Origin of the sequence: Diaphorobacter sp. J5-51, assembly GCF_001023515.1 — a bacterium.
Classification (GTDB): Bacteria; Pseudomonadota; Gammaproteobacteria; order Burkholderiales; family Burkholderiaceae_C; genus Diaphorobacter; species Diaphorobacter nitroreducens.
Map to the genome: position 1 here is coordinate 13,279 of NZ_JSYI01000098.1, position 13,573 is coordinate 26,851.

The 13,573-nt window shown below is 69.7% G+C and carries 12 protein-coding genes; 5 read left to right on the forward strand and 7 right to left on the reverse strand.

The window, feature by feature from the left end; genetic code table 11:
- Nucleotides 1-97 precede the first annotated feature (97 nt).
- Nucleotides 98-1,618 (forward strand): acetyl-CoA hydrolase/transferase family protein, encoded by a 1,521-nt coding sequence (locus OX89_RS12945; RefSeq protein WP_255352825.1) that lies wholly within the window; start codon nucleotides 98-100, stop codon nucleotides 1,616-1,618.
- A 245-nt stretch (nucleotides 1,619-1,863) separates the two neighbouring features.
- Here the strand turns inward: OX89_RS12945 and OX89_RS12950 are convergent, their stop codons facing one another.
- A complete protein-coding gene (locus tag OX89_RS12950) occupies nucleotides 1,864-3,021 on the reverse strand; it encodes an ABC transporter substrate-binding protein (protein WP_047350913.1) in 1,158 nt (385 codons plus the stop codon).
- Between the two features lie 223 nt (nucleotides 3,022-3,244).
- On the opposite strand from OX89_RS12950, the gene OX89_RS12955 reads away from it, so the two are divergent.
- Nucleotides 3,245-3,667 carry a hotdog fold thioesterase gene (locus tag OX89_RS12955; protein ID WP_047350914.1) on the forward strand — a complete coding sequence of 141 codons (423 nt, stop codon included), beginning with the start codon at nucleotides 3,245-3,247 and terminating at the stop codon, nucleotides 3,665-3,667.
- A gap of 358 nt (nucleotides 3,668-4,025) precedes the next feature.
- Here the strand turns inward: OX89_RS12955 and OX89_RS12960 are convergent, their stop codons facing one another.
- Nucleotides 4,026-4,598: a cob(I)yrinic acid a,c-diamide adenosyltransferase gene (locus tag OX89_RS12960; RefSeq protein WP_047350915.1), complete on the reverse strand. Its 573-nt coding sequence runs from the start codon at nucleotides 4,596-4,598 to the stop codon at nucleotides 4,026-4,028.
- A 155-nt stretch (nucleotides 4,599-4,753) separates the two neighbouring features.
- On the opposite strand from OX89_RS12960, the gene OX89_RS12965 reads away from it, so the two are divergent.
- A complete protein-coding gene (locus OX89_RS12965; protein ID WP_047350916.1) occupies nucleotides 4,754-5,128 on the forward strand; it encodes a calcium-binding protein in 375 nt (124 codons plus the stop codon).
- Nucleotides 5,129-5,677: 549 nt separating this feature from the next.
- Complete coding sequence (locus OX89_RS12970; RefSeq protein ID WP_047350917.1) at nucleotides 5,678-7,102, forward strand: FAD-binding oxidoreductase; 1,425 nt, start codon at nucleotides 5,678-5,680, stop codon at nucleotides 7,100-7,102.
- A gap of 211 nt (nucleotides 7,103-7,313) precedes the next feature.
- Here OX89_RS12970 and wrbA read toward each other — a convergent pair whose 3' ends face one another.
- From wrbA to OX89_RS12985, 3 genes are all read right to left on the reverse strand, one after another.
- Nucleotides 7,314-7,916, reverse strand: a complete 603-nt coding sequence (wrbA, locus tag OX89_RS12975) for an NAD(P)H:quinone oxidoreductase (protein ID WP_019373987.1) — start codon at nucleotides 7,914-7,916, stop codon at nucleotides 7,314-7,316.
- 138 nt (nucleotides 7,917-8,054) lie between these two features.
- Nucleotides 8,055-8,798: a gamma-glutamylcyclotransferase gene (locus OX89_RS12980; RefSeq protein WP_047350918.1), complete on the reverse strand. Its 744-nt coding sequence runs from the start codon at nucleotides 8,796-8,798 to the stop codon at nucleotides 8,055-8,057.
- 314 nt (nucleotides 8,799-9,112) lie between these two features.
- Complete coding sequence (locus OX89_RS12985) at nucleotides 9,113-10,360, reverse strand: MFS transporter (RefSeq protein WP_047350928.1); 1,248 nt, start codon at nucleotides 10,358-10,360, stop codon at nucleotides 9,113-9,115.
- A gap of 180 nt (nucleotides 10,361-10,540) precedes the next feature.
- Between OX89_RS12985 and OX89_RS12990 the strand changes: the two genes are divergently transcribed.
- On the forward strand, nucleotides 10,541-11,461 hold the full coding sequence (locus tag OX89_RS12990) for a helix-turn-helix domain-containing protein (protein ID WP_047350929.1): 921 nt from the start codon (nucleotides 10,541-10,543) through the stop codon (nucleotides 11,459-11,461).
- A 65-nt stretch (nucleotides 11,462-11,526) separates the two neighbouring features.
- Here OX89_RS12990 and OX89_RS12995 read toward each other — a convergent pair whose 3' ends face one another.
- Entirely contained in the window at nucleotides 11,527-12,243 is a 717-nt protein-coding gene (locus OX89_RS12995; protein WP_084002059.1) for an N-acetyltransferase, read from the reverse strand.
- Nucleotides 12,244-12,486: 243 nt separating this feature from the next.
- Nucleotides 12,487-13,527, reverse strand: a complete 1,041-nt coding sequence (locus OX89_RS13000) for a peptidoglycan-binding domain-containing protein (RefSeq protein WP_047350919.1) — start codon at nucleotides 13,525-13,527, stop codon at nucleotides 12,487-12,489.
- Between the last annotated feature and the right edge of the window lie 46 nt (nucleotides 13,528-13,573).

The window sequence follows — 13,573 nt, forward strand, 5'->3', positions numbered from 1 at the left end:
CGCGCAAGGAGCCGCTGCTAAGATTTACGCTCTTTTTTGCGCCCCGCGCCAGCTGCCCGCCAGGCCTGCACGGGGCGCTTGTCCGTCTGGAGTTAGCGTGTCCACCTCGTCGTCCCCCCGTATCCAGCACCCCGGTCTGGCCCAGAAAATCATGAGCGCGGCCGAAGCCGCGGCCCTGATCCCGGCCGGCGCCAATATCGGCATGAGCGGCTTCACCGGCGCGGGCTATCCCAAGCAGGTGCCCCTGGCGCTGGCCGCGCGCATCGAGGCCGAGCATGCAGCAGGCCGGCCGTTCCAGGTCAACGTGTGGACGGGCGCCTCCACCGCGCCCGAGCTGGACGGCGCGCTGGCCAAGGTGAACGGCATCCACCAGCGCCTGCCCTTCCAGTCGGACCCGATTTGCCGCGACAAGATCAACGCGGGCGAGGTGCACTACCTGGACATCCACCTCTCGCACGTGGCGCAGCACGCCTGGTTCGGCTTCCTGGGCCCCATGCAGGTGGCCGTGGTGGAGGTGCTGGGTATCCTGCCCGACGGCCGGCTGATCCCCTCGGCCGCCGTGGGCAACAACAAGACCTGGCTGGAGATCGCCGACAAGGTGATCCTCGAGGTGAACTCGCTGCCCCCGATCGAGATGGAGGGCATGCACGACATCTACTACGGCACGGCCATCCCGCCGCGCCGCCAGCCCATTCACCTGACGCAGGCCACCGAGCGCATCGGCGAGCCCTACCTGCGCGTGGACCCGTCCAAGGTGATCGCGGTGGTCCAGACGCACCAGCGCGACCGCGACACGGCCTTCGGCAAGCCCGACGCAGTCTCCAACCAGATCGCGGCGCACATCATCGACTTCCTGGCCCACGAGGTGAAGGTGGGCCGACTGCCCAAGAACATGCTGCCGCTGCAGTCGGGCGTGGGCAACGTGGCCAACGCGGTGCTGACCGGGCTGCTGGACGGCCCGTTCGACGAACTGCTGGGCTTCACCGAGGTGCTGCAGGACGGCATGCTGGAGCTGATCAAGCGCGGCAAGATGACCGCGGCGTCGGCCACCGCGATCTCGCTGAGCAGCGAGGCGCTGAAGGACTTCAACGAACACATCGCCTTCTACCGCGACCGCATCGTGCTGCGCCCGCAGGAGATCAGCAACCACCCCGAGCTGGTGCGGCGCCTGGGCGTGATCGCCATGAACGCCATGATCGAGGCCGACATCTACGGCAACATCAATTCCACGCACGTGATGGGCTCGGCCATGATGAACGGCATCGGCGGCTCGGGCGACTATGCGCGCAACGGCTACCTGTCGTTCTTCGTCACGCCCTCGGTGGCCAAGGGCGGCAAGGTGAGCTGCATCGTGCCCATGGTCTCGCACGTGGACCACACCGAGCACGACACGCAGATCATCGTCACCGAGCAGGGCCTGGCCGACCTGCGCGGCCTGTCGCCACGCCAGCGCGCGCAGGTCATCATCGACAAGTGCGCGCACCCGGACTTCCGCCCGCTGCTGCAGGACTATTTCGACCGCGCGCGCAGCAAGGGCGCGCAGCACACGCCCCACATCCTGGGCGAGGCCTTGTCATGGCACGAGCGCTGCCTGGCCACGGGCAGCATGCTGCCCTGAGGGCCCAGCCGTCCCTGGCGTCCCGGGGCCTACACAAAGAACGGAGAACTGGCGCGCCCCAGGCAAGGGCCTGGACCGGCGGCGCCGCCCCATGGCCGTGGGGTGCGCCTCCTGCCCGCATCGCGCAGCAAATGCGAGAGCGGGACTGCGGGGCGCACTAGCTGCCTGCGCAGGCTGGGCGGTCCCGAAGGGCTGCCGCCTTGGGCAGCTGCACCGAGGCGCAAAGCGCCTCAGCGGTGCCGCTTTCAGGCGATGAAGCGGCCCGTGCTGCCCAGCACGCCCAGGTCGATGAAGCGCGAGCCCACGTAGGGCGCCTGGCCGCTGTAGTCCACCACGAAGCCGCCCAGGTCCAGGTTGCGGATGCCCGCCAGCGCCGCGCGCAGCTTGGGCTGGGTCACGTCCTTGCCGGCACGGTCCAGGCCTTCGATGAGCACGCGCGCGTTCACGTAGGCCTCCAGGCTGCCTTGCGAGAACTCGCTCTTGCCCTGCGCGCGCATGGCGGACTGGTAGTCGCGCACCAGCTGCAGCTTGGCGCGGTTGGGGTCGGGCACGATCATGGACAGCGCGAGGCCGCTGCCGTCCTCACCCAGCTGGCCCAGGCTGGCGCTGGGCAGCGTCACGCTCAGGCCGGCCATGAGCACGCCGGGCGATTCCTTCTTGATGCCGCGCACCAGGCCCACGGACACCGTGCCCGCGGTCGCCAGCAGCACGGCCGAGGGGCGCGCCGCGGCCACGGCCTGCAGCACCTGCGGCAGGTTCTTGCCGTCGGTGGCCACGGCCACCTGCACGGCGGGCTTCATGTTCAGTGCCGCCAGGGCGCGCGTGGCGTCCTCCAGCATTTCGCGGCCGTAGCCGTTGTCCAGGTACACCACGCCGATGCCCTTCAGGCCCATGCCCGCCAGTCGCTGGATGAGGCGCTGCACCTCGTCGGTGTAGCTGGCGCGCACATGGAACACGTTGCGCGTGGTCTTGCGCAGCGACGACGCGCCCGTGATCGGCGCCACGTAGGGAATACCGGCCTCTTCCACCAGCGGCACGATGGCCGCGTTGTTGGGCGTGCCCACGCACGACAGCAGCGCCAGTGCGCTGCCCTGGCCGATGATCTGCTTGACGTTGGCCAGCGTGCGCTCGGGGTCATAGGCGTCGTCCACCATCTGCAGCTGCAGCGTGCGCCCATGCACACCGCCGCGCGCGTTGGCCTGCGCGAAAGCAGCGCCCGCGCCCAGCTGGATGTCGGTGCCAAAGCCCAGCAGCGGGCCGCTCATGGCGGCCGAGCAGCCGATCGAGAGGGCCTTGGCGGACACGCCTGGCGCGTCCTGCGCACGGGCCGGGAGCACGAAGGCCGGCGCGGCCGCGAGGGCGGCGGCTCGGCCGGCTTGGAGGACAAACTGGCGGCGTTGCATGGTCAAAGGAATGTGTGGGTTGGATGGGAAGGCAGCCCCGCGGCGCCCCGGCCCGCTGGTGGGCCGCGCAAAGCACTGCGCACGGGAAACGGATAAGCTCCAAACGAGCAAACCGGTCGATTCTGGGCGTGTGGAGGTTGCAACTTCCGCCACCGAGCCCACCAATCGTGCCAAAGCCCGGAGCCGCTGCCGGGCGCAGCCCTGATGTGAGACCCCTCAGACCATGTCCCTCTGGAAAAAACCCACCACCCTCGCGCTGATCACCGCCTCCAGCGCCAACACCGCCGTGAGCCACCTAGGCATCGAGTTCACCGAAGTCGGCGACGACTTCCTGCGCGCGCGCGTGCCCGTGGACGAGCGCACGCGCCAGCCCTTCGGCCTGCTGCACGGCGGCGTGAGCGTGGTGCTGGCCGAGACACTGGGCTCGGTGGGCGCCTACCACGCCAGCCCCGAGGGCTGGCTGGCCGTGGGCCTGGACATCAACGCCAACCACCTGCGCGCCGCCAGGAGCGGATGGGTCACGGGCACGACCCGGCCGGTGCACATCGGCAAGACCACACAGGTCTGGCAGATCGACATGGTGAACGACGCGGGCGAGCTGACCTGCGTGTCGCGCATCACCATGGCGATGCTGGCGCCGAAATAAAGGCATCCCCCTGAGGCGCTGCGCGGCGTCTGCTGGCGTGGCCTGCTCCGCGGACTTCGGAAGGGCAGCATGACGAGGGATCGCGCGCCGGCACCGTTCCGGGCCGCAGTGGGACAATGGGTCCAATCGGGGTGTAGCGCCTGATGGATAAGCGCGAGCAGCTACTTTTTTAATAGCAACACCACCCCACTCGCGCCCAAAGACAGCGCCTGCGGCCTGCGCTGCGGCTTTCGGAAGGTTGGAGCGGGGTGATGGATTGCGCGCCGGCGCACCTGCCGCGTTGCGGTGACTTATGCGCCCCATCGTGTTATGCGTCCAATCGTGCCGCAGCGCTTGACCAGTCTGCGCTGGCAGCTACTTATTCAGTAGCATCGTTCTGGCGTGCCAGGCGCTCGCTCTTCCAGTAGACCTCGCTGCCGCCGTCCATGCGGTTGAGCGCGCGCGAGAGCACGAACAGCAGGTCGGACAGACGGTTCAGGTACTGGCGCGGCGCGGCGCGCATGGTCTCGTGCTGCTGCAGCGCCACCACGGAGCGCTCGGCACGGCGGGCCACCGTGCGGCACACATGGGCCTGGCAGGCGGCGCGCGTACCCGCGGGCAGGATGAATTCCAGCAGCCGCGGCAGCTCGGCGTTGTAGCGCGCGAGCGCGTTGTCCAGCTGCAGCAGCGCATCGTCCTTGAGCAGCTCGTAGCCGGGCATGGACAGCTCGCCGCCCAGGTTGAACAGCTGGTGCTGCACGTCGATCAGCAGCTCGCGCATGTCCGCGGGCAGCGGCTCGCACAGCAGCAGGCCGATGTGGGAGTTGAGCTCGTCCACGTCGCCCATGGCCTGCGGGCGGCCGCTGGCCTTGGACACGCGGGTGTTGTCGCCCAGGCCCGTGGACCCGTCGTCGCCGGTGCGCGTGGCGATTTGTGTCAGTCTGTTTCCCATGGCGCGTTTCCTCCTCATTCGGGGCCGGGGCGACGATTGTGCGTTACATCCGCCGGGCCATTGTGGAGACGGGCAACAGCGGGCAAAAGTGCTGGCTGCGGCATCCATGCTGCGGTGCAATGAAGGCCTGTTCAACTTCCACCGGAGCCGAATCGATGCCTCACACACCGCAACGACGCACCCTCCCCTCCTTCGATGCCCGCAGCGTGATGCTGTTTGCGGCGCTGACCGTGGGCGGTGCGGCGGCGCAGGCCCAGACGCCCAGCGCCCCCTCCGCACAACCGCAGTACCAGACGGGGCCGGGCCCAGCCACAACGCAGCCCAAAGCGACCTTTGGCGGCAGCAGCACGGCCACGCCCAGCGGCAGCAGCGCCAGCGCCTTTGAACGCGCCGATGCCAACCGCGACGGCCAGCTGAGCAGCGCCGAGGCGGGCCAGCTACCCGCCATCGCCAACCGCTTCCAGGCGCTGGACAAGGACAAGAACGGCAGTCTGTCCCGCACCGAATTCGAGGCCGGCAGCCGGTCTTGACGCTTAAAGGGACGGGCATGGTCAAGCATTGATTACGCACCCTTCGAGCGCAACGCCGTACCCGTCCTGGGCGGCCCGTCTGGGCGACCCCGCCCTCTCGGGCCGCCACCACCCCCCGCCTGCACTGTCCTCCAGGGTGCGGGCGGGGTTTTTCCTTGGATACACGCTAGGGCCTGTTCACACTATTTTTGCCAGATGCGTTGCGATCAAAAAGGGCCAGGCGCAAGGCGCCAAACGAAGCTGGGGTGCTACCCCAGCGAGGCTTGGCAACGCCGCGAATGGCCCTTTTTGATCGCAACCCGGAGGGAACGGAGTGAAAACCGCGCCATTCGTCGTTGCCCTCCTAGCCAAGGCCCCGGCCTTGGCGTCGTCACGCGCCTAGATTGGCGCGGTTTTCACGCCATTCGCACTGGCAAAAATAGTGTGAACAGGCCCTAGATCGGCCTTTCGCCACAGGCCGACCATGGTGGACTCTCAACACGCGGCCCGCAGGCCGCAGCCCGGACTTCTAGAATGGCCGCCACCCACGCGCCTTGAAGGAAGCCCGCCATGAACGCCCCCGCGACCACCGCCCATCTGCAACCCCTGACCACGCCGCGCCCCGTGCCGCAGGCGATGCTGGACGCGCTGGCCGCACGCTTTGGCGCGCAGTACTCGGCGGCGCAGGCGGTGTGCGAGCAGCACGGGCGCGACGAGGGCTCGCTACAGGCGCCCCCGCCGGCGGCCGTGGTGTTTGCCGAGAGCACGCAGGACGTGCAGGACGCCGTGCGCCTGGCCGCGCAGTATGGCGTGCCAGTGATCCCCTACGGCGCGGGCTCGTCGCTCGAAGGGCACCTGCTGGCCATCCAGGGCGGCATCAGCATCGACATGGGCCGCATGAACCGGGTGCTGTCCGTTGACGCCGACGACCTCACCGTGACCGTGCAGCCCGGTATCACGCGCAAGCAGCTCAATGAGGCGATCAAGGACACGGGCCTGTTCTTCCCCATCGACCCCGGCGCCGACGCCAGCATCGGCGGCATGGCTGCCACGCGCGCCAGCGGCACCAACGCCGTGCGCTACGGCACCATGCGCGAGAACGTGCTGGCGCTGGAGGTGGTCACCGCCCGTGGCGAGGTGATCCGCACCGGCACGCGCGCCAAGAAGAGCAGCGCCGGCTACGACCTCACGCGCCTGATGGTGGGCAGCGAGGGCACGCTGGGCCTTTTCACCGAGGTCACCGTGCGCCTGTACCCGCTGCCCGAGGCGGTGAGCGCGGCGATCTGCTCGTTTCCCACCATCGAGGCCGCCGTGCGCACCGTGATCCAGACCATCCAGCTCGGTGTGCCGATCGCGCGCGTGGAGCTCATCGACGCCAACAGCGTGCGCATGGTCAACGCCCACAGCAAGCTCCGTCTGCGCGAGGAGCCACTGCTGCTGATGGAATTCCATGGCTCGCCCGCCGGCGTGCAGGAACAGGCCGAGGTGGTGCAGGACATTGCACGCGAATGGGACGGCAACGCGTTTGAATGGGCCACCACGCCCGAGGAGCGCACGCGCCTGTGGACCGCGCGGCACAACGCCTACTTTGCCGCCGTACAGAGCCGCCCCGGCTGCAAGGCCATCAGCACCGACACCTGCGTGCCCATCAGCCGCCTGGCCGACTGCCTGCTCGACTCCGTGGCCGAGGCCGACGCGAGCGGCATCCCCTACTTCCTGGTGGGCCACGTGGGCGACGGCAACTTCCACTTCGGCTACCTGCTGGACCCGGCCGTCCCCGCCGAGCGCGAGACAGCCGAGCGGCTCAACCACCAGCTCGTGGCGCGCGCGCTGCGCCTGGGCGGCACCTGCACCGGCGAGCACGGCGTGGGCGTGCACAAGATGGGCTTTCTGGTGGACGAGGCCGGCGAAGGCGCGGTGGAGATGATGCGCGCCATCAAGCGCGCGCTGGACCCGCAGAACATCCTCAATCCGGGCAAGATCTTCGCGCTGTAGCCTGCGCCGCGGCGACCGCGCCGCCACTCCTGATTCAATAGCTGCAAGCGCTTGCTGCATAAGCGCTAGGGCCTTTTTTACCCTTGTTTTCCGCACAACGGGCCCGAGCGCGCGGGCAATAAAAAGCCCAGCCGGTCCGCGGCTGGGCTGGGGGCAGGCGCTCCACCACCCGGCACCACGCGGACCACGCCGCGCGGCACCGGCGCGGCTTTCAGGCGCCGAACAGCTTGTTGGCCGTCTCGGCCACCAGACGGCCCTGGAAGCGTGCGCCGTCCAGCTCGGTCGCGCTGGGCTGGCGCTGGCCCTGGCCGCCGGCGATGGTGGTCGCACCGTAGGGGGCGCCGCCCACCACTTCGTCCAGCGTCATCTGGCCCTGGAAGCTGTAGGGCAGCCCCACGATCACCATGCCGAAGTGCAGCAGGTTGGTGATGATGGAAAACAGCGTCGTCTCCTGCCCGCCGTGCTGCGTGGCGGTGGAGGTGAACGCCGCGCCCACCTTGCCGTTGAGGGCGCCGCGCGCCCACAGGCCGCCCGCCTGGTCGAGGAAGCTGCCCATCTGCGAGGGCATGCGGCCAAAGCGCGTGGGCGCGCCGACGATGATCGCGTCGTAGTTTTCCAGCTCGGCCACGGTGGCGACGGGTGCGGACTGGTCCAGCTTGAAATGCGCGGACCGGGCGATCTCCTGCGGCACCGTTTCGGGCACGCGCTTCACGTCCACCGTGGCACCGGCAGAGCGCGCGCCTTCGGCGACGGCCTGCGCCATGGTTTCGAGATGGCCGTAAGTCGAGTAGTAGAGAACAAGTACCTTGGACATGACTTTCCCTTTTCAAGAACGCTTGTGCAGCCACAAGCAGCATGGCAGGCAGCGCGCGCAGCACCCCGCCGCCTTCATGGGCCAGCACACGGTGGCACCCCGCTCCAGCAGGCTCCACCGGCGCTGGTTCGATCTCACTTAACCACCCCGGTCCTGCGCCGCGCGGTGCGCGCGCACCCGGGCAGCCAGGCAGCGCACGTAGTCATCGCGGATGCCCAAGAGGTCGAGTTGGCACGCCAGCTGGTCCAGGTAGTCGCGGTTGCTGCCCACGCTGCCCTGCGCGCTGGCGATGATGGCCGCGGTGTCGTCCAGCGACAGCCCGCCGCGGTGCAGCGGGTGCGCGGTGTTGGCGGACAGCACCAGCGCCCGCACACCGCCCTGCGGCGTGTGCAGCGGTTGAAAGCCCGGGCAGTAGCTGCCGTGGATCATTTCGCGCCGCCACAGCATGCGCGATTCCCGCTCCAGCAGCGCCTGCGGAATGCGGAATGCCAACCCCTCGCAGTCACCCACGCCGCGCTGCAGCGTGAGCACCAGCCCCGGGCTGTCGGGTGTACCGCGGCCGATCGTGGTGGCCAGCGCGAAGCGGCGCGCATGGTCCGCGAGCCGGGCGCGGCGCACCTCGTCAAAGTGGATGGCGGGGTTCCACATCAGCGAGCCGTAGGCAAACACCCAGAGGTCGCACCCCTCGCTCTGCGCCAGCACGGCCTGGCGTGAGCGCTCGACCACGTCATCGGGCAGCCGCCAGTCGGCGGACAGGCCCTGCTGGCGCGCCTGCGCATCCCAGGCGGCGAGCACCTCGTCGGTCAGGCGCAGCCCGCTGGCCTGGGGCGGCGTGAGCCGTCCTTGCAGTTCGGGGAGATGCCTGAAGGCGTGGGGTTCCATGGGTGGGGTCGATGCAGAACCGGGGGAAGGAGCGGGCCCGTACGCTGGAGAACGACGCGGCGGCGCGCCGCTCTTCACTGCGGTTCACTGTATTTCGCATCCACCGCTTGATCAATGGGCCAGAGCGCATCACACCGTCCTGCATAACGGCCGAATGCAGCCTGCGGCGAACGCTTGCCGCCCCGCGCCCAGCGGCAGGGGAACCGCCAAGCCGGTATGCGCTGCGCAGGGCTTGCCCTGGAGGGCAGGCCGGCGCTCCTGTTTCAATAGCTGTTAGCGCTTGCTGCGTAAGCGCTGGAAACCACCGGAACCTATCACGCAGCCTGCGCCTGGCGCCGTGCCACGCCACCGCCCACCAGTGCCGCCGAGACCACACTCAGCACCAGCGCCAGGGCCGAGCCATAGAAGATGTCGGCGGTCTGCCCGCGGTCCAGCAGCACGCCAAACAACGGCGCCGCGACGGAAAAGCCCAGGTCCAGCCCCGAATACACCGTGCCGTACACGCGGCCCGTGGCGCCGGGGGGCGCGGCGCGCTTGATGAGCATGTCGCGCGACGGGCCGGCAATGCCCACGCCCATGCCCGCCAGCGCCGCCACGGCCAGCGCCACCGTGCCGGGCAGTGCGCCCAGCCCCACCAGCACCAGCAGCGCGGCGGAGGCCATCAGGCAGATGCTGATGGTCTTTTCCAGCCGCACCACGCGGCCCACGAGGAAGCCCCCGATCACCATGCCCACGGCGCTGCACAGCATGTAGCCCGTGACCACCATGGAGGTCAGCGACAGCGGCATGTCGTACATCCGCTGCAGCGCCGGGGCGGCAAAGCTCTGGATGGCGCTGAGCGAGCAGGTGCTCCAGAAGAAGAACGAGAAGCACAGCCACACGGCCGGCAGCTTGAGGAAGGCCATGGGGTGTTCCTGCGCGTGCGCGCTGCCCGTGGCGCCCTTGGCCGGCGCATGCGCCCAGGCGCCCTGGCGATCGTCCAGCGCGTCGCGGTTCCACACCATGACGGCCAGCACCACCAGCGCCAGCGCACCGCCGCTCAGGCAGGCCATGCGCCAGGATCCCGTGGCCGTGGCGATGCCCGCCATGAACAGCGGCGCGGTGGCCCAGCCCAGGTTGCCCGAGATGCCGTGCACCGAGAAGCCGTGGCCCAGCCGCGCGGGCGACACACGCTTGTTGAGAATGGTGAAGTCCACCGGGTGGAACGGCGCATTGCCCAGGCCCGCCAGCACCGACGCCACCACCAGGCCCAGGTAGCCGCTGGCGCTGCCCGCGGTGAGGCCCGCCAGCGCAAAGCTGGCCAGCGCGGCGAACAGCACCGGGCGTGCGCCCACGCGGTCCACCAGGAAGCCCGACAGCGCCTGGCCCACGCCGGAGACCACGAAGAACACCGAGACCAGCAGCCCCAGTTCGGAATAGCTGTAGCCGAACTCCGCGATCAGGAAAGGAAACAGCGGCGGCAGCAGCAGGTGAAAGAAGTGCGAGGAGCCGTGCGCAAGGCCGATCAGGCCAATGGTGCGCGCGTCCTGGCGCAGGGTGGGGGCAGCAGTCGACATGGGCATGATCTTAATGTGGAAATAGACACTCATCCGAAAACGCCGCGACCCGCCGTGTGAAGAAGACAGCGTTTGTGCATGGTAGCAGCCTTATTTCCATCATCCAGGGTGAACCGCAAGGGTCATGACAGTTAGGCAAGGCAGCCGCGGCCGATATACGATAGTCGGCCAATTGCTGTCGTGATCATGCCAAGCCCGTCCCTTCCCCGCCCTGCCCCGCCGCCTGCCGAGCCCGTCGCGGCCAGCACCGCCGGCCGCGCCGCGCGGCCGGCGCGCGTGCTGTCGTACGTGGAGTCGCTCACGCCGCACCTGTTCGTGCCCAGCCGGGAGCGCCCCGTGCGCGCCAAGCACCGCGAGCTGCGCGCCGACACGCAGGTGCGCCCGCACAGCCACCCCTGGGCGCAGGTGGCCATCTCCACCACGGGCGTGCTGCGCCTGACGGTGCCGCGCGGCACCTACATCGTGCCGCCCTCGCGCGCGCTGTGGATCCCCCCGGGCGTGGAGCACGCCGTGACCATGGTGGAAGACGCCGACCTGCGCACGCTGTACTTCTACCAGCCGCCCGGGCGCTGCGGCCCCGCCGTCGCGCGCGCGCAGGAAGAGCCCTGGCGCCAGTGCCGCGTGCTGGAGGTGTCCGAGCTGCTGCGCGCCGTGGTGCGCGAGATGCCCACCGACCCCGACGACGGCGCCCCGCCGCCGCCCGAGCTGCTGCACCGCGAGCGCCACCTGAGCGCGCTGATCCTGGACGAGTTGCGCCGTGCCAGCAGCGTGCGCCTGGGCGTGGACCTGCCGCGCGACAAGCGCCTGCGCCACCTGTGCGAGGCAGTGCTGGCCGATCCCACGCGCCACGACACGCTGGCCGACTGGGCGCGCGACACCGGCGCCAGCCCGCGCACGGTGGCGCGCCTCTTTCGCCAGGAGCTGGGCAGCACCTTCACGCAGTGGCGCCAGCAGGTGATCCTGGCGCGCGCCGTGGCGCTGGCCGCGGGGCGCAAGCCCATCAACCAGATCGCGGCGGAACTGGGCTACAACAGCCCCAGCGCCTTCAGCGCCATGGTGCGGCGGGCCGTGGGGCTGGCGCCGGGACGCTTCCTGGGGTCGCCTTAGATCTCAAGGCAAATAGGGCTCCAGCGCTTACCCCATAAGCGCAAGCAGCTCTTTTTTCAGGAGCACTACGCAGACAGCATGCCCGTGGCGGCGGCCAGGCGGGCCAGCGTCCAGCCCCGGCCCAGCAGCAGGCGGCGCGTGGCCAGGGCTTCCTGCACGCGCGCATCCACCTGGCGGCCCAGGTAGCGCGGGGTCTTGTGCTGCAGGCAGACATAGCCCTGCGGGTAATCACGCCCCAGGCGCTGCCACAGCGCGTGGGCCCCTGCGGACTGGCGCGCGCCGGACACCAGGCACTGCCCGCCGTCCAGCGCCCAGCGGTACACGGCCGTGGCAAGGCCCCGGCGCTGGTAGGCGGGCGCGTAGCGCGAATGCGGCGCGCGCAGGTGGCGGTCGGCGCGGCGGTTCAGTTCGACGAGGCGGTTGAAGACCGTGGTGCCCGCCAGGCACTGGCGCAGCGGGTCTTCGATGTAGACGTACAGCTCGCCATCGGCCACGCGGCTGCGCACGAAAAGGCCGGGGTGCCCCGGCAGCGGCGTGGAGGGCAGGCCATGCAGGGCGTCACCGGGAGAGTGCAGCCGCTGGTGCAGGGCCGAGAGTTCCTGCTCGATCGTGGCGTCGGGCGGGTCCACGTCGATGCGCAGCTCGGCGGGCTGCGCGAGGCGGCGCGCCTGGCGCCGGGAGACATCAAGAAAGGAGGAAAAAACGCCAGAAGCGTCGGGGGCGGGTGGCGGCTTGGGGCACGCCAGCCATGACGACCAGAACGGCGGCAGGGACAGGTACATGGAACTGCGGCAATAACAATGCGGCGCGCATGCTAGGCCACCGCGCGCCTGACGGCCAGCCCCGCCGGCGATACCGCACCCCGCGGGTGCGATACCGTGCCGTTCATGGTGTTTTCGGGCTATAGCCCTTGCAAGAAAAGCGCTGGCAGCTATGAATAACGAAGCACTTCCCCCATAAAGCGCCCACGAAAAAGCGGCCCGAAGGCCGCTTGCTTGCCGGGGGCCAAGCCCCTTGCGCCCCGCTCAGCGCGACAGCGCGCCGGCCGTAGCCGTGTCCAGGCGGCCGGTGACGGGCAGGCCCTGGGCCTGCTGGAACTCGCGCAGCGCACGCGCCGTCTTGGGACCGGCGGAGCCGTCGGGCGTGCCCACGTTGTAGCCCATGGCGTTCAGGCGTTCCTGCGCCTCGCGCACCGACATGGCCGCGCCCGCGCGGGTCTGCGAGGGAGCCGCGCCGCCATCCACGCCCAGGCGGCCGCCGCCGCCCAGGCCCTGGCCCTGCACCGACTGCGCCTTGTAGTTGCGCAGCGCCACAACCATCTGGTTGTAGGCATCCATGAACGCAGCGGTGATCACCTTGCCTTGCGCGGTGTTCTGGTAGCCCCCCAGGCCACCGCCGGCCGAGCCGCCGAACAGGCTTCCGAAGCCGGCAAAGTCGCTCTTGGAGGCGCTGCCTTCGGAGGCCGCCACCTGCACGCCCGAGCGGTTGTCCACCAGGGTCAGCATGGCGCTGGCCTCGCGCGTCTTCAGGCCGCCGCCGACGGCCGCCAGCGCACGGCCGCTGCCGCCGCCGATCAGGCCGCCCAGCACGCCGCCGATGGCGCCTGCGTCGTTGTTCGAGAAGATGATCTCGGGCGACAAGCCGTAGTCGGACGCCACCATCTGGCCCCGGCCAAAGTTGCTGCCGCCGCGCATCTCGCCGGAGCCCATGAGCTGGCGCTCGCGGTCCATGGCGCGCATGCCGGCTGCGCCGCGCTCCACCACGATGAAGCAGTTGGACTGCTGGATCAGCAGGCGCAGCAGGTTGGCCGTGGGGGGCAGCTTGTACTCGTTGCGCAAGATGGTGTACCAGCCGGCGTCCTGGTTCTCGACCAGCGACACGGTTCCCAGGGGCGACTGGCAGCGCTCCAGCTGGCCGCTCTCGTTGGCGGCGCTGCCACCGGCGGCAGCGCCGGTGGCCACGGTCTTGGACTCGGCGCTGCCCATCCGCATGTTGGTGGTTTCGCAGCCGGTCAGGGCCAGGGCGGCGCAGGCGGCCGCCAGCAGCGTCAGTGGTTTACGGGACATAGCTTTCCTTCCTCTCTCTTCTTGCATTCCGGGGTGTGTGGACACG

Excerpts from the sequence above, each read along its gene's own strand:
- OX89_RS12990 (WP_047350929.1), top strand. The coding sequence starts at position 10,541 with ATGCCAAGCCCGTCCCTTCCCCGCCCTGCCCCGCCGCCTGCCGAGCCC.
- wrbA (WP_019373987.1), bottom strand. The coding sequence starts at position 7,916 with ATGTCCAAGGTACTTGTTCTCTACTACTCGACTTACGGCCATCTCGAA.
- OX89_RS12965 (WP_047350916.1), top strand. The coding sequence starts at position 4,754 with ATGCCTCACACACCGCAACGACGCACCCTCCCCTCCTTCGATGCCCGC.
- OX89_RS12960 (WP_047350915.1), bottom strand. The coding sequence starts at position 4,598 with ATGGGAAACAGACTGACACAAATCGCCACGCGCACCGGCGACGACGGG.
- OX89_RS12950 (WP_047350913.1), bottom strand. The coding sequence starts at position 3,021 with ATGCAACGCCGCCAGTTTGTCCTCCAAGCCGGCCGAGCCGCCGCCCTC.
- OX89_RS12985 (WP_047350928.1), bottom strand. The coding sequence starts at position 10,360 with ATGCCCATGTCGACTGCTGCCCCCACCCTGCGCCAGGACGCGCGCACC.
- OX89_RS12995 (WP_084002059.1), bottom strand. The coding sequence starts at position 12,243 with ATGTACCTGTCCCTGCCGCCGTTCTGGTCGTCATGGCTGGCGTGCCCC.
- OX89_RS12980 (WP_047350918.1), bottom strand. The coding sequence starts at position 8,798 with ATGGAACCCCACGCCTTCAGGCATCTCCCCGAACTGCAAGGACGGCTC.
- OX89_RS12970 (WP_047350917.1), top strand. The coding sequence starts at position 5,678 with ATGAACGCCCCCGCGACCACCGCCCATCTGCAACCCCTGACCACGCCG.
- OX89_RS13000 (WP_047350919.1), bottom strand. The coding sequence starts at position 13,527 with ATGTCCCGTAAACCACTGACGCTGCTGGCGGCCGCCTGCGCCGCCCTG.
- OX89_RS12955 (WP_047350914.1), top strand. The coding sequence starts at position 3,245 with ATGTCCCTCTGGAAAAAACCCACCACCCTCGCGCTGATCACCGCCTCC.